This window comes from Winogradskyella sp. 3972H.M.0a.05, from assembly GCF_040493455.1.
Classification (GTDB): domain Bacteria; phylum Bacteroidota; class Bacteroidia; order Flavobacteriales; family Flavobacteriaceae; genus Microcosmobacter.
Genome location: NZ_JANFDA010000004.1, coordinates 87,896 through 108,468, shown reverse-complemented (window position 1 = coordinate 108,468; position 20,573 = coordinate 87,896). Strand labels below are relative to the sequence as shown.

Here is a 20,573-nt window from a genome sequence, read left to right as displayed (position 1 = left end):
TTTGTTTCAAACGATAATACATGAATGTTCACTTCATAGCTATTGGCGGAGCAGCCATGCACAATCTTGCGATAGCACTTCATAATAAAGGATATAAAGTCACAGGAAGCGATGATACTATTTTCGATCCTTCAAAATCACGTTTAGAGGCTAAAGGATTATTACCTGAATCATTTGGTTGGTTTCCTGAAAAAATCACAGCAGATTTAGATGCTATTGTTTTGGGTATGCATGCCAAAGCTGATAATCCAGAGCTATTGAAAGCACAAGAACTAGGCTTGAAGATTTATAGTTATCCTGAGTTTTTGTACGAACAATCCAAACACAAAACGAGAGTTGTCATTGGTGGAAGCCATGGCAAGACCACGATTACATCTATGATTTTGCATGTAATGCATTATCATGACAGAGATGTCGATTATATGGTTGGCGCTCAGCTTGAAGGCTTTGATGTTATGGTTAAGCTTACTGAGGATAATGATTTTATAGTTCTTGAAGGTGATGAATACTTAAGCTCACCTATCGATCGAAGACCTAAGTTTCATTTGTACAAACCAAATATCGCCTTGCTTAGTGGCATAGCTTGGGATCATATTAATGTGTTTCCTACCTATGAAAACTATGTAGAGCAGTTCAAAATATTTGTAGATAGTATTGTTGAAGGTGGAAGCATTAACTATAATGAAGAAGATGAAGCCGTTAAAGATGTTGTGGAAGCTTCAGAAAATCAAATACGAAAATTGCCATATAGAACGCCAGAATATACGGTTGAAAATGGACAAACACTTCTTGAAACTTCCGAAGGTGATTTGCCTATCGAAGTCTTTGGAAAGCATAACTTGAACAACCTAGCTGGCGCTAAATGGATTTGCCAACACATGGGCATCGATGAAGATGATTTCTACGAAGCAATTGCTACGTTCAAAGGTGCTAGTAAGCGCTTAGAGAAGATTGCCGAAAGCCAGAACAGTGTTGCCTATAAAGATTTTGCGCACTCGCCAAGTAAAGTAGAAGCGACTACAAAAGCTGTTAAGGAACAATATAAAAACAGAACTTTAGTGGCTTGCTTAGAGTTGCATACCTATAGTAGCCTCAATGCTGAATTTTTGAAAGAATATAGAGGTGCTTTGGATGCAGCTGATGTCGCAGTAGTATTTTATTCGCCACATGCTGTAGAGATTAAAAAACTTGAAGAAGTAACGCACCAACAGATTGCTGATGCTTTTCAGCGCGATGATTTAATAATCTATACCAACCCAGATGATTTTAAGTCATTTCTGTTCTCACAGGATTTCTCCAACAAGGCATTATTGCTTATGAGTTCAGGAAATTATGGAGGGCTAGATTTTGATGAGGTTAAGCAACTTATCTCATAAAGTTGCAATAAGTTGGTAATTATGGCGTTAAATCTGTAAACCAACCTAATACATCCTATAAGCAACATTACGTTTCATTAATTAACTAAACGATCACTGTTATGAAACGTATCTTTTTTTATGTATGCTTTGCATCAATCATTTTATCCTGTAATTCTAATGAGGATTCACAAAATCAAGATTCTCAAGAGAGTAATTTTTATGCACTCACGGTAGGCAATTCTTGGGTGTACAAGAACTATAGATATAATCCTAACTCAGAGGAATATGATGACATAGGTGTTATTGATTCTATTTCTATTGTTGCTTTGGAAGAAATTGCGGGCAATTCGTATTTTAAGTTTCGAAGATGGACTACAGGAAATGAGGAGGGAATATCCTTCTGCAATCCCAATGGAGAGCATTTTGAATGGCTTAGAGAATTTGAAGGGAAATTAATTAACCCTGAAGGAAAAGTTAAGTTTGTCAATAATGATATTGCCGAACGATTACTTGCTGAGTACGAGTATGGAAATATTTATGAAGCCTTAAGAGAAGGTACAGAAATATTGGATGTAGAATCTGGTACTTTTGATTGTATCTATTCTGAACGTTATCTCATAAATAATAGTGGTATTCAAACTCCAGGTTTGGATCGTTTTTATTATTCGGAAGGAGTAGGGCTTATCTATGAAACCGCTTCGTTCATATCTCAAAGCATACCAACTATTATAAGACGATTAGATTCCTACAATGTTCAGTGATTCATCAATCTCTTAGACCCCAAACTGCTTTAGATGATGATCTAGATGTTTGTACTGCATTTGTCCCCATTGTTGTGCAGTAAAATACCCAAAAGCAGGATGTGGCTCCCATTCTGCTTTTTCTCTATGCGAGTAGGCTTCATCCATTAAAGCGACTAGTTGCTCCCTCTCAGTATCAAAGTTTTTGTCATCATTTGTTTTGAGAAACTTTGCAGTAGGTAGCCCTTTTCGCCAGGGTTTATCGTTGTATAAAGACTTTTTGAAAAATAGTTTTGCAACCCAACTCGGCTTCATGCCATAATCGGTTTTTTGTAAAATAATATTGAGAGGACCTTGGCAGTGCCAAACCATTTGACCAACATTCATCTTTCCCCAAGCAGCTTCAGAATTCTCATTAAGGTTACTAATACGGGACTTTAACTCGTTGTAAGAAGATTCTTCAAAAATAGATTTCATAATATGAATTTTGCACCAGAAATTTACGATATTTATCTAGAATTAATAGCATATTTTGAGTACAACTTTTACAATAAAAAATTGGTCACAAGATGATCAACCCAGAGAGAAATTAAGAGATAAAGGAAAAGATACATTAAGCGATGCAGAGCTAGTAGCCATACTTATAGGCTCCGGAAACAAAGATGAGAGTGCAGTTGCGCTAAGCCAACGAATTTTAGCTAGTACCAATAATAATCTAAGTGAATTAGGAAAACTATCGTTAAGCCAACTAATGAATTTTAAAGGGATTGGAGAAGCTAAGGCAATAACGATTACTGCAGCATTAGAACTTGGCAGGCGACGAAGAGGTGAAGAAGCAACACAGAAAAAGAAAATAATATCTAGTGCTTCTGTCTTTGAAGTAATGCAACCCATTATTGGAGAATTACCACACGAAGAATTCTGGATTATATACTTAAACAACTCTAATAAAATTCTAAGCAAGCAACAACTTAGTAAAGGCGGCATCACAGGAACCTTAGTTGATGTTCGTTTGGTCTTAAAAACAGCATTAGAAGTTGGAGCAGTAGGTTTAATTTTGGTGCATAACCATCCATCTGGCGCATTAAAACCAAGCCTTTCCGATCAACAGCTTACTAAAAAACTAAAGCTAGCTGCACAAAGTTTGGATATAAAAGTATTGGATCATTTAATCGTTACAGAAAAAGCGTACTTTAGCTTTGCTGATGAACAGATGTTGTAGTGCTTTTTTTTGAAACCTTAAATGCTTCTAGTTTATACCCATAAAATTACGCCTAGGCTTACGTTTACATTCAAACATGTTTGTAAACGAATTTTGGGTATTCCTGTAACATTTACAGATAAAGTTGAAGATTTTATAGCACACAATAGCTTGAAAATGTCTTATACTAGGCAGCCTCTGAGCGGTGAGATTTTCATTAGAAGTCACAGCATACTTTTTGAGCAAGGGCTTTCAGATATAGATGTTTCAGTACAGCATTGGGATACAACCATTGGGTTTTTCTCAACAGGTGAGCGGAGCAATTTACCCTACGATATTTTTGCAGCCTCGTTTTACCTCCTAAGCCGTTATGAAGAATATCTGCCTCATGTAAAAGACGAATACGGAAGATATTTGGCAACTGAGAGTATTGCATATAAACACGATTTCTTAGACCAACCAGTGGTAGACATTTGGGCCTATAAGCTTAAAGAAATTTTAGTAGAGCGATTTCCAGATTTCGACTTTCCTGAGCGACACTATTCTGTGAAACCCGTTATAGATGTACCTATGGCATATTACTTCAAAAATAAAGGGTTATTAAGAACTGTTGGAGGTACTCTAGGAGATCTTTTCAGGTTGAAGTTGAGACAACTATATAAACGATACTCAACATTAACAGGATTTGTACGAGATCCTTACGATACCTTTAAGTGGATTATCACTAAGCAGAAGCATTACAATTCTAAGTTTATAGTGTTCTTTTTAATTGGCAGTTATTCCACTTTCGATAAAAACATAAGTACCAATAAAAGAGCATTTGTATCCTTAATAAAATCGGTTTCAGATTATTGTAAGATTGGGCTAAAGGCATCTTATTTTGCACTTGAGGATATCAATATTTTAAAGAAAGAAAAGCAAAAGCTCGAGAGCATTACCAATTTTAAACTAGAAGCCACTCGTAATTCATATTCTAAACTCAATTTACCCGAGTCTTACAGAAATCTGATCGAATTAGAAGTCAATCAAGATTATACAATGGGTTACATCAATCACCTTGGGTTTAGGGCAGGAACATGTACACCGTTTCAGTTTTACGATTTAGATTACGAAATACAAACGCCACTGCAAGTCAACCCATTTCAATGTTTCGATTATGCCTTATTGAAGCACAAATCTCAACTAGACAAAAAAGAAACATTACTACGACTTATTGATAAAGTAAAACAAGTTAACGGGACATTTGTCCCAGTATTTCACAATTATACATTTAGCGATAATGAACGCTGGAAAGGGTTCAGAGAGTTATTCACGCTTATTTTAGAATCAACAGATGAAGCTTAAAAAAGTAAAACACGTTTTTTTCGATTTAGATCACACCCTTTGGGATTTTGATAAAAACTCTGCTTTGGCATTTGAAAAAATATTCCAACTTCATGATCTCAAAATTAATTTAGACGATTTCCTAGGAGCCTATGAACCCATAAATCTTGACTACTGGAAACTTTACAGAGAGGAACGTATCAAAAAGCCAGAACTTAGATACGGAAGATTGAAGGATAGTTTTGATAGCATAAATCATGAAATAAGCGATACTATCATTAACCAATTATCAGAAGACTATATTACGCATCTTACTACGTTTAATCACTTGTTTGATAACACGATGTATATTCTGGAGTATTTGAAAGCAAATTATGAGCTGCATATCATTACCAATGGATTTGAAGAAGCGCAACAAAAGAAAATGAATACGTCTGGAATTTCGACATATTTTAAAACAGTAACAAACTCCGAACAAGCAGGTGTCAAAAAACCCAATCCCTATATTTTTGATTTCGCATTAAAATCTGCAAATGCTAAGAATGATGAAAGTGTGATGATTGGAGATAACTTGGAAGCTGACGTCCAAGGCGCACTAAATATAGGTATGGATGCTATTTTCTTTAACTACAGAAAAGAACATCTCAAAGAAGACATTAAGCAAGTCAATGAGCTTATAGAATTAAAAAAGTATTTATAATTACGTCTGTTTTTTCGATTTAAAATAATCTCTGCATCCATAATAATATCTAACACGCAAAGTGTATCTTTACAGCTATATCAGTAATTTTTTTGAATATGAAGGTTAGGAATTTTTACATCACATTTATCGCATGCATTTTTGGATTAATAGCATTTGGCCAAAAGAGTATCAACAACTATAAATATATCATCGTACCAGATCAATATGAGTTCAATTCTGGGAAAGATAAGTACCAACTAAACTCGTTGACCAAGTTTTTGTTCAATAAATATGGTTTTACTGCTTATATGGTTGGTGATGAGTTTCCAGAAGATCTAACGTATAACAAGTGTTTGGGACTTACGTCCGAAGTAAAAAAAATAAAAGGATTTTTAAGGACCAAACTACAAATCGACCTTGTGGATTGCGATGGTAATATAGTACTGTCTTCCGGAATAGGAGAGAGCAAAGAAAAACAATACGCTAAAGCATACAATCTTGCCTTAAGAGAAGCCTTCAATTCTATTAGAGCCTTATCCTATACATACGAACCCAGTGATGCTGTACTGTCTAGATCATTAAAAGTGAGTAGCTCAAACGAAGAAGAGGTAAAAACAGCCGAAGCCAAAATAAAGGAGCTAGAAGAAGAAGTGAAAGCTCTAAAAGAGAAGAAGGAAACTGATGTAGTAGAAACAGAAATGAAAGAAGACGTTAGTGAAGCTGTTAACGAAGCCGTTAGCGTAGTTGAAGATGTTGTAGAAGAAGTTAAGGAAACAGCCGAAACCAAAGTAGAAGAAAAAGCAGATGTACTTTATGCCCAACCTATAGATAATGGTTTTCAATTGGTGGATACCACACCAAAGAAAGTTATGGTTTTATTATACTCTGGAGTGAAAGATGTTTTTATCGTAAAGGGTGAAGACGCTATAGTCTATAAAAAAGGAGATGTTTGGATTTATGCTGAAAATGATAGTAAAAGCTTGAAGTCTAAAGGGCTTAGCATTAAGTTCTAGTACCCATATTTGTCTTTCCAACGTTGTTTTAAAAATTCGCGATGCGCGCGTTCTCTAGGATTATTACCTGGATCATAGAAAGTTGTATTAGTGATCGAGTCTGGTAAAAACTCATGAGCTACAAAGTTCTGTTCATATTCGTGAGCATATTTATAATCGTCTCCATAACCAAGTTCTTTCATAAGCTTTGTAGGTGCATTTCTTATAGATAGTGGTACGGAAAGATCACCTGTTTCCCTAATAAGCTGTTGTGCCTGTTTTATGGCTTTATAAGACGCGTTACTTTTTGGAGAACTAGCCAAATATGTAGCGCATTGACTGAGTATGATACGAGATTCTGGATTCCCAATTACAGAGACAGCTTGGAAGGTGTTGTTAGCCAATACTAAAGCTGTAGGATTTGCATTTCCAATGTCTTCACTCGCAAGAATAACCAAACGTCTGGCAATAAATTTTACATCCTCACCGCCTTCGATCATTCTGGCCAACCAATATACAGCTGCATTAGGATCGCTTCCTCTTATGGATTTAATAAATGCTGAAATGATATCGTAATGCTGTTCACCAGTTTTGTCATAGCGAACCGTATTGCTCTGTACTTTTTCTTCAACGATATCATTCGTGATAATAACATCTTCATCTTTGTCAAAAGAAGTGACTATCAATTCAAAAATATTGAGCAATTTACGTGCATCTCCTCCAGATAGTTTTAATAGAGATTCGGTTTCTTTCAATGAAATAGTTCTCTTGGAGAGAATTTCATCTTGAGTTATGGCTCTTTCTAATAACTGCTCTAGCTCTAACTTTCCGAATGAATTCAATACATAAACCTGACAACGTGATAATAATGCTGAAATAACCTCAAAGCTCGGATTCTCTGTCGTAGCACCAACTAATGTTACCCAACCTTTCTCAACTGCTTCCAGTAACGAATCTTGCTGAGATTTGCTAAATCTATGGATTTCATCAATAAAAAGAATGGGATTTTTTGCGGTAAATAAACCACCACTTTTTTTAGCCTTATCAATAACCTCTCTAATATCCTTCACGCCAGAGTTAATAGCACTAAGCTTATAAAATGGGCGTTCAGATTCAATAGCAATAATATTAGCAAGTGTTGTTTTGCCAATTCCAGGAGGTCCCCAAAAAATCATCGAGGGTATCACTCCTTGTTTTATTTGGTGTGTTAGTGCGCCATTTGTGCCAACAAGATGCTTTTGGCTTAAGTAGTCTTCTAGAGTTTTTGGTCTCAGTCGTTCCGCTAAAGGTGTATTCATAATGTAAAATTACGAAAATGCGAATGACAATTTTTCATTATAAATGCTAATGGCTAGATATTTGACAGGATTGTAATAAATTTAGAGCATGAGCCAGTCTCAATTCAAATATTCAACAGGTGTAATTGCCTACCCTTTATTGTTTGTACTACTGATATGGCTAACCTTTTGGTTTCAGATAAGAGTGTTTTCAGGATTTAAAGCCTTCGGAATTTATCCGCTTACATTCACAGGACTTAGAGGCGTGGTATTTAGTCCTTTTATCCATGGAGACATGACACATCTGTACCACAATACGATTCCATTGTTCGTCTTATCTATGGCATTATTTTACTTCTATAGAGCCATTAGCTGGAAGGTGATTCTATACGGCATATTACTCTCTGGTTTAATTACTTGGTTTATTGGGCGACCAGCCAATCATATTGGTGCTAGTGGGCTTATATATGTTTTGGTAAGCTTTATATTCTTTAAGGGAGTATTCGCAAGGCATTACAGGTTAATTGCCTTGTCATTGCTTGTTGTGTTTTTATATGGTAGTATGATATGGTATGTGTTTCCTGTAAAGCAAGGCATTTCGTGGGAAGGGCATTTAGCAGGGCTTATCACAGGGCTTGTCTTTGCCTTGATCTTTAGAAAACAAATCGCAAAACCAGAACGATACCTTTGGGAAGCACCAGACTATAATGAAGACGACGATGAGTTTATGAAACATTTTGATGAAGATGGAAACTTCATAGAATCTATTGGTAATGATGAAGAACTACCTGAGGAAGCACCTTCGCCTCCAAAACGAATTATCATTAGATATAAATACAAAGAGAATAGAGGAGAGGATTAACTTCGTTGTCTCACTGCTTCATATAGAAATGCTCCACACGCAACAGAAACATTGAGCGATTGTATCTCACCTAAAATAGGCAGTTTAGCTTGCTCATCTACTAATTTTAATACTGAAGGTGATATACCTTTTCCTTCTGAACCCATAATGATGGCACAAGGATCTTTTAGATCAACCTTATAAATAGTATCATCAGCTTTTTCAGTAGCAGCGATCACTTTAATGCCAGAAGACTGCATATAGAACATGGCATCTTTAATATGATCTACTTTGCAAATAGGAATTTTGAAGATTGCTCCAGCACTAGTCTTTACAGTATCTCCATTAACAGGGGCGCCACCTTTTTTCTGAACAATAATACCAGAGACACCTGTACATTCTGCAGTTCTGATGATAGCACCAAAGTTTCGAACATCACTAAGTTGATCTAGTAATAAGAAAAGCGGAGTTTTACCCGATTCAAAAGTAGAGGCTACCAATTCTTCAATATTCCAGTAGGATATAGGTGAAATATGAGCAATAACCCCTTGATGGTTTTTCCTTGTAATTCTATTTAGCTTTTCAACCGGAACGTAAGACGCATTAATGTTTTCTTTTCGTATCAATTGATCTAATTCTGCGAACAGATTACCTTGCAATCCTTTCTGTATAAAAACCTTATCAATAGTTTCTCCAGAGTTAATGGCTTCAATTACAGCACGTATTCCGAATATGGTAGTATCATCTTTCATTAGCGCAAAAGTAAACTAAAAAAGCCATCCTCTAATTGGAATGGCTTCTAAAATATGTGTGTTAATTTTAAATCTATTGCTTCACAATTCTTTTACTGGTCTTACCAGAGTCAGAATATAAATTCAGGATATACATTCCAGAATTTAAATCACTAACATTAATAGAATTATTTATAAGCTCATTAGAAGCGATTTTTTTACCTAAAAGATCATAGATTTCATAACTGTTGATAGTTATATTACTTTCAATAGAAATAAAATCTTTAGTTGGGTTAGGGTAGAGCGATACAGGGTTCAACTCAAACTCATCAACACTAAGATTGTCACAAGGCATTAAATCTGGATTTAACTCTAATGGAGCTCCAGGAGTAAGATCTCTACCGACAAAAGCACCATAGTCAGGCGCATACTTTAATGCTCTAAACGTAAGGTTTTGAGGTGATGGCGGATCTCCTTGAGTACTGAAAGTCCCATCTGCATTATTCACAGGATTTACATATTCCCATACGATGTTTCCTATTTCGTTAATTTCAAAAAACTCTCCTGTTCTTCCTTCACAAATTAAGGTATTTCCATTTGGTAATCTTTGAGCACCACTTACAATGGCTGAGTAAAAGTCACCAAAGATTGAGTTGCCAGAATAGTTGAACTCTGGAGTAGCTGGTCCATAAGCAGTATCTGCTGTGTAAGAATACACGCCAGGACTATCTTCAGGTGGATCAAATATGAACACTTCAGAAAAACCAGGCGTTCTTCCATTACCATTATTAAAAACAATAATCTTGCCTTCATCTTCTAAGCCTTGACCAATAATGTGCGGGTAATGTTGTCCATACAATTGGCGATCGTCTTCTGTACCTTGTCTATAAGATTGTGGATTTCCCCAACGATACAACAAGTCGCCTCCCATACCGTAAGTACCTCCAGATCCTGTAGCTGCCTCAGCTGTAGTGGTAGAGTGATCTATCACCCATATTTCACTGAGGTTTCTTGAGCTGATTACTATTTGATCTAATACAGGATCGTATTGTATGGAGTTAACATGCAACCAATTTTTGTCCCCTAAACCGCCATTCAAAAAATTGACATCAAGTTTTTGAGGATTATCGGCAACAGTACCAAAATTGTCTTTTGTGTTATCAAAATCTTGGATAAGATGATCAAAAATATTCCATTCCCATACAATATTACCTTGATCAAAACCAACAGGTTCTACCTCAATAATACGCTCATTGTATACTAAACCTTCAGTAATAAAACTTGGGTCTCTTCCAGCTTGTATGGCATCTGCTTCAGAAACCACACTTGCAGCTAGAATTAGCACATTACCATTTGGCATCGGAAAGACATCATGATGTTGTCTGTGCTCTTCTGTACTATACTCGTATTGCCAAACAATATTACCATCCCAGTCAAAAATCTCTATAATTCCACCTTGACCACCAAAACCAATAGTACTAGTACCAACACTGCGTCCAGCACGTAGTATGTTTCCGTTTGGTAATAAGTACACCGCTACACCTGTAATGAATGCACTATCCCATTGATTAATTAATCTACCACAGTTGTCAATTAAGAATGTAGTCGTATGGTTGGTGAAAAGCGTATACCCATCTTGAACACCATTTTCAGCTGAAATTATTCCAACAGTATTTTGAGAAAACGAAAATGAAATGGTGAAAGCTAAGAATAAGTTTAAAAGTAATTTTTTCTTCATGTAGTGAGTAGTTTAAGGATTTGTCGCAATTTTTTTTACAAACCTAACAATAATTTAATGCTTAGGTCAAAATTTGGTCAAAAACTTAAGGATTATAAGGCTTTTACTTACCAGATGTGCATCAAAACGAGTTAAAAAACTATTAAGTTGGGTATAACTCGGCAAATTTTATAATTTTAGGAGTCAAAACGCTTAAAAATACTAGTTTGAAACCTTCTTTTAGCCTTAAAATATTTCTGTATACTTTACTCTCAATACCACTTCTCCATGCTCAAATTAATTTTGAAAATGTAGCAGAAGATCTTGGTTTAGATTTTACATGTGGTAATACCTATATAGGTAATGGTGTTACCTTTTTTGATTTCGATGATGATGGGTGGGATGACCTAACATTTACAACTGATCAGAATCAACCCGTACGTTTTTTTAAGAATGTCAATGGGACATTCGTTGAGCAATTTTTCACCATGCCAGATTTGACATATGAAACTAAGGCGATGAATTGGGTAGATTACGATAATGATGGAGATAAGGATATCTATGTTACGAGTTTCACAAGTGGAAATAAATTATTGAGAAACGATGGAAATAATACATTTATAGATGTGACGCCAATTACTGGGTTACCGTTAAATAATATATATACTTATGGCGCGTCGTGGGGAGATATAGATAATGATGGTAATCTAGATGTTTTTCTTTCGAGCTTTGATCCTGCCAAAGTAGTGCCTAATTACCTATACAGAAATAATGGGAATGGTACATTTACAAATGTAAGTACTACTGCAGGAATTAGCGATGTTGGGCATCTATCTTTTTGTTCGGCCTTTTTCGATTTTGATAATGATGGATGGCAGGACATTTATATCGCTAATGATCGAGTTTTTAATCCAAACATACTTTACAGGAATAATGGCGATGGAACTTTTACAGATGTTAGTATAATATCAGGAACCAATGTTGCTATAGATGCTATGTCTGTAACCATAGATGATTTTGATAGTGATGGATGGTTTGATATATATGTAACAAACAGTCCAGATGATGGTAATGTGTTTTTAAAGAACAATGGCGATGGAACCTTTTCAGATATTGCTACAGCATCTGGGACATTAACTTTTGGAGTATGCTGGGGAGCTGTTTTTTTAGATGCTGAAAATGATATGGATTTAGACTTATATGTTAGTAGTTCATTAGATGGCTCAACAGTTCATAATTCATCGATTTTCTTTGAATATTTGGGAGGAATTGATTTTGAAGAAGATGTTAGCAATGGCTTTTTTAACGACAGTCAGGCAAGTCACTCTAATGCCATAGGCGATATAGATAATGATGGACTGGTAGATATTATTGTTAGTAATACAGAAAATGATCCAGTAGATTTATGGAAGAATAATACCGTAACATCTAATAATTGGTTAAAAGTAAAGCTAGAAGGTACTCAAAGTAATAAAGATGGTATAGGCTCAATCATAGAGATTTCTATAAATGGAGACATTCAATATCGCTATACGCTTTGTGGAGAAGGGTATTTGTCTCAGAATTCTGCTACTGAGGTTTTTGGGCTCGGCTCTAATACAGAGGTTGATTATGTAAAAGTAAAATGGCTGAGTGGTCTTGAAGATATACTCTTCGATGTTAATGCTAATCAATTACTTAATATTGTTGAAGGTTCTACTTTATCAATTGGTGAGAACGATATAGAGACGCTTAGTTTATTTCCTAATCCTGCAAAAGCGTTAATCAATATAGAAGGAATTCAATCAGAAGATGTTGTACTGACTATTGTTAATGTTCTTGGTAACAAAGTAAGTGAAACACATTATGATAATAACGGTAGTTTAATAAGCTTTGATGTTTCAAGCCTACAATCTGGTCTATATTTATTAAAAGTATCGTACACGTCTTCTAATAAGAAAAGATGGATGAAGTTCATTAAAGAATAAAACTTAAATAACTTAGATATAATTAGATTAACCTAGATATATTCAAATAACCAATAACTCGGGTATAATAAAAAAGAAAGCTGCTAAAATTTTTTAGCAGCTTTCTTTTTTATATAGTTATTTAAGTAATTACTATAAGCCTATGCTTGGACACATTTCTGGGAATGGACCAAATGGACCGAAAGTATTACTTCCTGGATCTACAACTTCATAGATGTGCTCTTCTTCCCAACTACCACTTGTGTAAGTGAATCTTAGTTCAGCAGTTCCAGCAGGAACGTTGAATACATGAACAGCAGAGTCACCATCAACAATGTCATAATTAGTCTCAGTACCATCTATACTAACAGTAAGGAAAGCTCCATCCCAACCATCTCCATAAAGATCGGTCATATTGATTGTCCAATCTCCAGCAGCAGGATTAGTAATAGGAGGGCATGGAATTGCAAATGCAAACTCAAATGCGTTTCTATAACCAGCTTCAGCGATTAAATCACCAGAGTTATTTCCACCTCCAGCAGTTCCAGTTTCTGCATCGTAAGTTAGAGGATTGTTTCCTTCGTAGACATCACCATCCGTATTTACTGCTCTTCCAGTAAATCCAAAAGTGTCACCAAATCCTACATCAGCAAGATCTACATTCAAAGCAGTTGCTAAGTCTGACATAGTGATGTTAAATGCCGTTGGGAATGATGTAATCTCAGGTCCGAAATCTACAGGGCCGTAAGTAGTTCCACCTACAGAAGCAGCTACACGCATTGTATACGATACTACATTTCCATCTGGTGCTTCAAAAACTACAGGCACAGATATATTAGGAACTTCAGAAAGTCCAGAGATGTTTACCACGTTAGGGAAAGGGTCTTGAAATCTTACAAACCCTCCGAGTTGAAACTCATCAAGTCTGTTTTTCTCATCATCCTCACACGATTGGAAAACTCCAACTAATGCAAGAACCATGAATAGTTTGATAATAAATTTAACTTTTTTCATTTTCTATACGTTTTTTAATCTATGAAATTATCTGGGTTATTATCCCAAAATACTTTAGTCGTAATAGTTTTTTGGCTAACATTTGCATTAGCATTTACCTCAATCGCAGGATACATGAATGATCTTGGGAAGTCTCCAGGAGTTGATACATGAGGCGACATGTCACTAGGTAAACCAGTTCTTCTATAGTTATTGTAAGCCTCTATACCATTACCCCAAAGCGCAATGTAATATTCCTTCATGATAACATCCAGTCTTTCAGTATCATTAGCTGCAGCATCGTACTGCCCTAATACAAAGTTAACATAATCATCAACATCTGTCATACTTGCTGCAAATGCAGGGTCAACTTGACCAGGATTGAAGTTTAAAACTTTATCCATTGATGCTCTAACACCTTCTTCTAATAAAGCTCTTGGGTTACCAGTTGTTCCAGACATTAAAGCAGATTCTGCTAACATGAACTTAACATAAGCAGATAGCATGAATGGGAAGATTCCTGCTCCACTAGCTCCAGTATTACTAGTAACTGCTTGGAAGTTGTCAGCATCAAATGCTCCACCAATAGGATACAAACCGTAAGTAGATCTTAATAACTGATCTGGTGCAACACCATTATCATTACCATGATCTCTCGTCCAGTATAAATCTCCTAGGTAGCAATAATTTTCTAAGTTAAGACCAGCACATTCTAAGAACTGATTTGCTTCTGTCGGTACAATAGTCGTTTGTCTGTAGAAATAGTAGCGTAATCTAGGATCATTAAATCCTTTGTCATCTTTTAATAAGTATACATAATAACTCGTTAAGTAATCATCTGCACCATCTGAGTCATAATTTAATGTATAGTATGGATGTCTACTGTCTGTTGGTGCAACTACAGAAGAGTACTGAAATTGGAAATCATCAGCAGGATCAGAAATAACACCTTGGCTAATTAATGCATTAATCTCTGCATTAAAATTACCAATAAGTCTCATCTGTAAGTACATTTTTAACTTAAGTGTTCTAGCTGCAGTTATCCATTTATTAGCATCACCACCATAGAATAAATCATTTTGTGGCATTATAGCATTTGGAGTGCTCAATCTAGCAATTGCATCATCAAGTTCTAGAAGCATTGCATCATATATACTTTGCCCTTCATCTAAACTTGGATTTGGAAAAGCTAAACCTTGTACAGCCTCCGAGAAAGGCACATCTCCAAAAATATCTACCAAAGTAACCATGGTATAAGCACGGATTACCTTTGCTGCTCCAATTGTTCCTTGCTGATCTGCTTCTTCTGCAATTGGAATTAATTCACTAATTTCTTTTAGAGCACCAAGGTACATATTCTCCCAAGAATCATCTAATGATGCAGAGGTAAGTGAGAAAGGCCCAACATAGGCTCCAAATAAATGTTGCATGCGAGCTGCTTCAGCTGCTCTAACATTAAGTCCATCTTCATTATCTTCATTATATGCTATAGCTAATGTGAAGTTTAATTGTGCTGCATTAAATAATAAGTTAGGGTCAGCACTATCTGGCGTTGGATTACTTGGATCGGTCAATTGATCCAAATCTGTAGTCTCACAACTAAATGCCAATAGCAGTAAAAGAACAAAGAAGTGTTTAAATCTTGATTTTATTGTTTTCATAATCTTTTTTTTTAAAATGTTGCTTTAACACTGAAACTAAATCTCTTGGCCGTAGGTGCAGTTTGGAATTCTAAACCTTGACCATTTCCAACACCTGTACTAATAACTTCAGGATCAAAATTTGTGTACTTAGGCACATTTGGAGCCCAATACCAAAGGTTGTTTCCGAAAGCTGTGAAAGAAAGCGAACCAAAAGGTGTTTTCTCTAAGAACTTTCTTGGTAAAGTATAAGTTAAAGCAATCTCTCTCAAACGAACAACAGAAGCATCATAAATAGCTTGACCTGCTGGGTCTAAGAAGTTAAGGAAGTATACCTCATTAGTACCAAGCTGAATGTTGTTTGGAATTTGATTTCCAGATCCATCAACAAGAGGTGTTCCAGTTGAAGGGTCAGCTAAGAAACCAGGAATTACAAGAGTACCTTCTCTATTTTCTGTATCTCTGGTAACACCTCTTCTCAATAAGTTATCTATTGTGTTTGAAGAAATATCACCACCATGAGTATATTCTACTTGAGCAGATAAGCTCAAGTTACCAAAGCTAAACGTGTTAATCGAAGTCATTTTCCAATCTGGATTTGGATCTCCAATAACTTCATCATCCAATCCAATTGCTTGGCTATCTATAATATTACCTGTAGTAGGGTTGATTAAATAGTTTCCGTTAGCATCTGTAACAGCATAACTACCTCTAATTACACCTAAAGGTTGTCCTTCAATAGCATAGTTACCTAAGTTAGAGAAACCTGCGATGAACAATTCACCACCACTACCATCAGTTTTTATTACTTCATTTTCATAAGCTGAGAAGTTCCAGTTAGAATCCCATTGGAATTTACTTTCAGTTCCTTTAAAAGGAGAAATTCCAAAATCGATTTCTATACCTTGTGTTTCTAACTCTCCTAAGTTAGCAACAGAAGTTCTAGAACCAGTAGAACTAGGTAAGTTTACAGATACAATTTGGTCTTCTGAGAAACGCTTGTATACACTCACCTCTAAATTGATACGGTTTTTCCATAGGCGGCTTTCAACCCCTGCCTCAAATTCTCTGTGAAGCTCTGGCTTCAAGTCTGGGTTAGGAGCATTAGGGTCTGGAGATATTGTATTGATAGCAGTACCTCCACCAGTTGTCAACGCCGCAGTAGTTAAACTAAACACAGGTCTAGTACTATAAGCAGGTGGGAAACCAGCTGATGATCCATATCCGAAACGGAATTTAAGATAGTTAAGAGCATCCGACTTCAATCCTTCTATCGCAGATGTTGGGATAAAGGACACAGAAGCACTTGGATAAAATAATGATCTGTTTTCTTCTTCTACTGTTGATGTCCAGTCATTACGACCAGCTAACGTTAAGAATAAGTAGTTGTCGTAACCAAATTCTAACTGACCAAAAACACCAGCTCTATTTACTGTTTGTTTAAAGTCTAGCTCACTACCAAATGGATCTACGTTACTTTGAGATACGAAGTTGTTGTGATCAATTAAACCAAATACTAATTGGTTTTGACTGAAAATACCAAACTTCTCATACGTCTCAGAGTTAGAGTTAACACCAATAGTTCCATTTAAAGAAATCTTATCAGTAATTGCCTGTCCATTAATATTGAACAAGATACTGTGATCCCAAATAGTATTTGTACCAGATGTAGTTTTTAAGAAACCAGCTGTAGCTACAACACTGCTTACACCACCTCTATTCATATAGAACTGTTGTCTTTCAGTGTAGTTGTCATATCCTAATCTATAAGTTAACGAGTAAGTATCTGTTATATCGTAAGTAGTACTAATAGAATTGTAAAAACGATTTACGTCAATAGACTCCTGAGAGTTAGCTACTAACCATAAAGGGTTTTCTTGGTCTGTTCTATAGTATACACTAGCTCCTGTAATAGGATCTTGGAACGGTAATCCGTTTAAGTCTAAGTTTCTAGGAACAAATAGTGTTCTAGTAAAGATTGAAAAGTTTCCTGTACCGTTATTTGCAGAAACAGGTGGCGTAATAAATCCACTGTTAACATAGTTGAAAGATCCTGCAACGCTAAACTTATTACTTAGCTTAATGTTACCACCAAGACCAAAGTTTAAACGATCGAAACTGTTTCCAGGAACGAATCCGTCTTCGTTAGTACGACCAAAGTTTATGTTATATGAAACATTCTCAGTACTCTTAGCTGCGTTAATCGAAGTAGAATAACCAACTCCAGTATCAAAGAAGTTCTTTACATTATCCACGAAAGGTGCATAGTTTACATTCACTCCTTGGAATTCAGGGAATGAAGCTGCTAAACGAGGTACATTATAATGGTGTCTTACGATGAAGTTTCCATCAAAACGTCCTCCCCAAGTTCCTACGAATCCGACATTAACACTATTGTCACCACCTTGTCCGTAAGTATTTTGGTAATCAGGTAAATTCGAAATTTCACTGAAGAACACTGATTGGTTTACAGAAATCTCGAAGCCTTTGTCAACAGCAGCAGTACTACCTGCTTTAGTAGTAATTAAAATTACACCGTTACGACCTTGTTCACCATATAGTGCTGTTGCACTTAAACCTTTTAAGACACTAATACTTTCAATGTTATTAGGGTCGAGATCCACAAATCTACTCGAAGCAGATACAGAACCGTTACCAGTTGTAACATTACTTTCTGCATTTGTAGATGAATTAAAAGGTACACCGTTAACCACAAATAAAGGTTGGTTGTTTTGTGTAATTGAAACTGGACCCCTAATGATAATGTTAGTACCACTACCAGCTAAACCACCAGTACCAGTTACATTAACACCAGCCACTTTTCCAGAAAGTACTCTGGCTAAGTCTGGCTCAGGTCTGCTTTCAACAGCCTCAGACTTAAGGGTAGATACAGCATAACCTAACGCTTTCTTTTCCCTTTTAATACCTTGGGCCGTTACAACCACTTCTTCCAATTGAGCTGCATCTTCTACCATGGTCACATTGATTGTGGAATTGCTTCCAATGGTAATTTCCTGCAACTTCAAGCCAACATAAGAGAAAACTAATACATCTCCTGCGTTCGCATTAATAGTATAGTTACCGTCAAAATCTGTTTGGGTTCCGTTTGTAGTGCCTTTGACAATAATGTTAACTCCTGGCAGAGGCAGGCCACCTTCATCTGTGACTGCACCAGTAATTGTCATTTCTTGGGCAAAAGCAAATTGTACAATAAACACTAACAGAAGTGTTAGTAATTTACTAAACTTTGTTTTCATATTGAATAAATTTAAGTTAGGTATTATCAAAAGTCATAATAAAAAGTTAAATAACCAACTTTAATTTTAAAAAAAACTAACATATCGTTAAAGTTAAATTAACATTTAACAGTTTTTGACGTCTTTTTCCCTAAAATTGAGCAGTTAAGCTTATATGTACTTTAGAATCGGAAAGTCTAAATTTTTGGTTTTCCGTTTTTGCAGAAGTGTAGTTAAATTTAAATAAGCCTGCTTTTGAAAGTAATCCAAATCCAAACCCAAATCCAAACAGCTTAGATTTCGTATTGGCAATATTGTTTTCACTATACGATGCATCAATTACAGAATGTACATAGATGCTACTATTTAATCTATAACGATATTCTGTATTTAGCACGGCAAATAGATTTGCGGTAAGACTGTTTTCCTCAAAACCTCTTATGGAGTTGATACCTCCAAATCGAAATAGTTCATTTTCGAGGTAATTTTCAGAATCTAAATAAGCACCATTTATCCGTGCGTATATACTATTTCTCTGATTAAGGTTGAATATTTTATAGGTATTTAAAGTGAACCTGGTTTGTGCTTCATCAACAGATTCAAAAGTTCGCTTGCCAAACCCCGCTGAGATATCGAACAAAAAATTCACAGGAAATAAAGCATCATAGTTCTGTAATCTCGTGTGTGTATAGTTCGCTAAATAAAAATTTGAAGTATAATCATCTAAAGTAGATGTGCCATTATCTAGAAGGTTACTCGAAGTAGTTGCAAAAATGCCAAGACCCAATCTATTCCTTGGATCTATATTGTAAGCAATATTAGCAGTTTGACTAACATTAGAAAAAGTGGAGTCTTTTCTAAAGATGTTAAGACCTAGTTCAACATCCAGTGGCGAACCAAATAAATAAGGAAGGTTAGCTTTAACATCAAAAGTGCGCTGATCATTTTCATCACTCTTATATAATAGTCTAAATGATTCCCCAAAGTTCAGATTGTTATTAAGGATGAGATTTAGGTAACCATCAAACTCGAGCTTATTGGTGTCTTCATTGGTGCCAAAACCTAGAAAACCATCAAAGCTATTACTTTTCACTTTTTCTACATATATATATATAATGGTAGAATCTTTTGTAAATAGAACTTCAGGTTCTCTAATTTGACGAGAAAATCTCAAGTTATCTAAAGCCGCAGTTTTTTCCTTAATACTATATAAGTTGAAAGGCTGATTGGTACGAATCTTTAAATAACGTTTAATGAAGGATTTTGGGAATTTTTCATAACCCTTAATAATTATGGAGTCAATAGATCTTGAAATATCCTTTTTGGTAATTTGAAGATCGGCTGTTAAGTTCCCATTATCATGTATTATATTAGTAAGTCTCAATGTTGAAAAAGGATCACCTTCTTCCGAAATTTGTTTATTGAGTATCGTTAGTACGCGTTCTAGATTGTTAATATCAACTTCAAAATAATCATCTTCAACATTTTTCGCCAAAGCTTCTAATAACTTTTTGTCAATATCTATATCATAAGAAACCCTAACCAGATTGTAACGCTTATTAAGATTGTACGTTACTTTATAAAGAGAATCATTTACTCTAGACAGATTGGTAAGATTGGTAGCTAGATAGCCAAGGTTTTGTAATCTGGTTTTTAAAGAATCTGTTTCAATATTTAAAGAAGAAAAATCTTTAAACGTAGTTTTGTACCCTAAAGAGTCTATGATTTTAGTCTCAGTAGAATCGTTTCCAACAGCTTTCAAATATAAATTTTGACCATTCAAGTTGAATGGTAAAAAGCAGGATAGAAAAAATAGAAAAAAACAGTATTGTTTCAAGATATATTCAGACTGAGATTGTGGTTCAAATCTAACGCAAAAAAATCGCTTAAAATATG

16 protein-coding genes are annotated in these 20,573 nt (G+C 35.5%); 8 read left to right on the top strand and 8 right to left on the bottom strand.

The window, feature by feature from the left end:
• The first annotated feature begins 20 nt into the window (after positions 1-20).
• Together NCE97_RS09640 and NCE97_RS09635 are read left to right on the top strand one after the other, a co-directional pair.
• Entirely contained in the window at positions 21-1,376 is a 1,356-nt protein-coding gene (locus NCE97_RS09640) for a UDP-N-acetylmuramate--L-alanine ligase (RefSeq protein ID WP_353778884.1), read from the top strand.
• A gap of 101 nt (positions 1,377-1,477) precedes the next feature.
• Entirely contained in the window at positions 1,478-2,119 is a 642-nt protein-coding gene (locus NCE97_RS09635) for a hypothetical protein (protein ID WP_353778883.1), read from the top strand.
• A 12-nt stretch (positions 2,120-2,131) separates the two neighbouring features.
• Here NCE97_RS09635 and NCE97_RS09630 read toward each other — a convergent pair whose 3' ends face one another.
• On the bottom strand, positions 2,132-2,575 hold the full coding sequence (locus NCE97_RS09630) for a DUF1569 domain-containing protein (RefSeq protein WP_353778882.1): 444 nt from the start codon (positions 2,573-2,575) through the stop codon (positions 2,132-2,134).
• 55 nt (positions 2,576-2,630) lie between these two features.
• Here NCE97_RS09630 and radC point away from each other — a divergent pair, with 55 nt between their 5' ends.
• From radC to NCE97_RS09610, 4 genes are all read left to right on the top strand, one after another.
• Positions 2,631-3,320, top strand: coding sequence for a RadC family protein (radC, locus tag NCE97_RS09625; protein ID WP_353778881.1), 690 nt, complete (start codon positions 2,631-2,633; stop codon positions 3,318-3,320).
• 21 nt (positions 3,321-3,341) lie between these two features.
• Positions 3,342-4,643: a polysaccharide deacetylase family protein gene (locus NCE97_RS09620; RefSeq protein WP_353778880.1), complete on the top strand. Its 1,302-nt coding sequence runs from the start codon at positions 3,342-3,344 to the stop codon at positions 4,641-4,643.
• Complete coding sequence (locus tag NCE97_RS09615; RefSeq protein ID WP_353778878.1) at positions 4,633-5,322, top strand: YjjG family noncanonical pyrimidine nucleotidase; 690 nt, start codon at positions 4,633-4,635, stop codon at positions 5,320-5,322. Before NCE97_RS09620 ends, NCE97_RS09615 begins: the two co-directional genes overlap by 11 nt.
• 98 nt (positions 5,323-5,420) lie before the next feature.
• Positions 5,421-6,317 carry a hypothetical protein gene (locus tag NCE97_RS09610; RefSeq protein WP_353778876.1) on the top strand — a complete coding sequence of 299 codons (897 nt, stop codon included), beginning with the start codon at positions 5,421-5,423 and terminating at the stop codon, positions 6,315-6,317.
• Here the strand turns inward: NCE97_RS09610 and NCE97_RS09605 are convergent.
• A complete protein-coding gene (locus tag NCE97_RS09605; protein WP_353778874.1) occupies positions 6,314-7,594 on the bottom strand; it encodes a replication-associated recombination protein A in 1,281 nt (426 codons plus the stop codon). The two genes, NCE97_RS09610 and NCE97_RS09605, sit on opposite strands and share 4 nt — an antisense overlap.
• 88 nt (positions 7,595-7,682) lie before the next feature.
• Here NCE97_RS09605 and NCE97_RS09600 point away from each other — a divergent pair, with 88 nt between their 5' ends.
• Positions 7,683-8,435 carry a rhomboid family intramembrane serine protease gene (locus tag NCE97_RS09600; RefSeq protein WP_353778873.1) on the top strand — a complete coding sequence of 251 codons (753 nt, stop codon included), beginning with the start codon at positions 7,683-7,685 and terminating at the stop codon, positions 8,433-8,435.
• Here NCE97_RS09600 and rlmB read toward each other — a convergent pair.
• Both rlmB and NCE97_RS09590 read right to left on the bottom strand, forming a co-directional pair.
• A complete protein-coding gene (gene rlmB, locus NCE97_RS09595) occupies positions 8,432-9,166 on the bottom strand; it encodes a 23S rRNA (guanosine(2251)-2'-O)-methyltransferase RlmB (RefSeq protein WP_353778872.1) in 735 nt (244 codons plus the stop codon). The two genes, NCE97_RS09600 and rlmB, sit on opposite strands and share 4 nt — an antisense overlap.
• Positions 9,167-9,239: 73 nt before the next feature.
• Positions 9,240-10,883: an aryl-sulfate sulfotransferase gene (locus NCE97_RS09590; RefSeq protein ID WP_353778871.1), complete on the bottom strand. Its 1,644-nt coding sequence runs from the start codon at positions 10,881-10,883 to the stop codon at positions 9,240-9,242.
• Positions 10,884-11,089: 206 nt separating this feature from the next.
• Here NCE97_RS09590 and NCE97_RS09585 point away from each other — a divergent pair, with 206 nt between their 5' ends.
• The gene (locus NCE97_RS09585; RefSeq protein WP_353778870.1) at positions 11,090-12,829 is read left to right on the top strand and encodes a T9SS type A sorting domain-containing protein; all 1,740 of its coding nucleotides are present in this window, start codon (positions 11,090-11,092) and stop codon (positions 12,827-12,829) included.
• 132 nt (positions 12,830-12,961) lie between these two features.
• Here the strand turns inward: NCE97_RS09585 and NCE97_RS09580 are convergent, their stop codons facing one another.
• From NCE97_RS09580 to NCE97_RS09565, 4 genes are all read right to left on the bottom strand, one after another.
• The gene (locus tag NCE97_RS09580) at positions 12,962-13,822 is read right to left on the bottom strand and encodes a hypothetical protein (RefSeq protein WP_353778869.1); all 861 of its coding nucleotides are present in this window, start codon (positions 13,820-13,822) and stop codon (positions 12,962-12,964) included.
• Between the two features lie 14 nt (positions 13,823-13,836).
• Positions 13,837-15,462 (bottom strand): SusD/RagB family nutrient-binding outer membrane lipoprotein, encoded by a 1,626-nt coding sequence (locus NCE97_RS09575; protein ID WP_353778868.1) that lies wholly within the window; start codon positions 15,460-15,462, stop codon positions 13,837-13,839.
• Positions 15,463-15,473: 11 nt separating this feature from the next.
• Complete coding sequence (locus tag NCE97_RS09570) at positions 15,474-18,698, bottom strand: SusC/RagA family TonB-linked outer membrane protein (RefSeq protein ID WP_353778867.1); 3,225 nt, start codon at positions 18,696-18,698, stop codon at positions 15,474-15,476.
• A 130-nt stretch (positions 18,699-18,828) separates the two neighbouring features.
• Complete coding sequence (locus NCE97_RS09565; RefSeq protein ID WP_353778866.1) at positions 18,829-20,439, bottom strand: BamA/TamA family outer membrane protein; 1,611 nt, start codon at positions 20,437-20,439, stop codon at positions 18,829-18,831.
• Positions 20,440-20,573 lie beyond the last annotated feature (134 nt).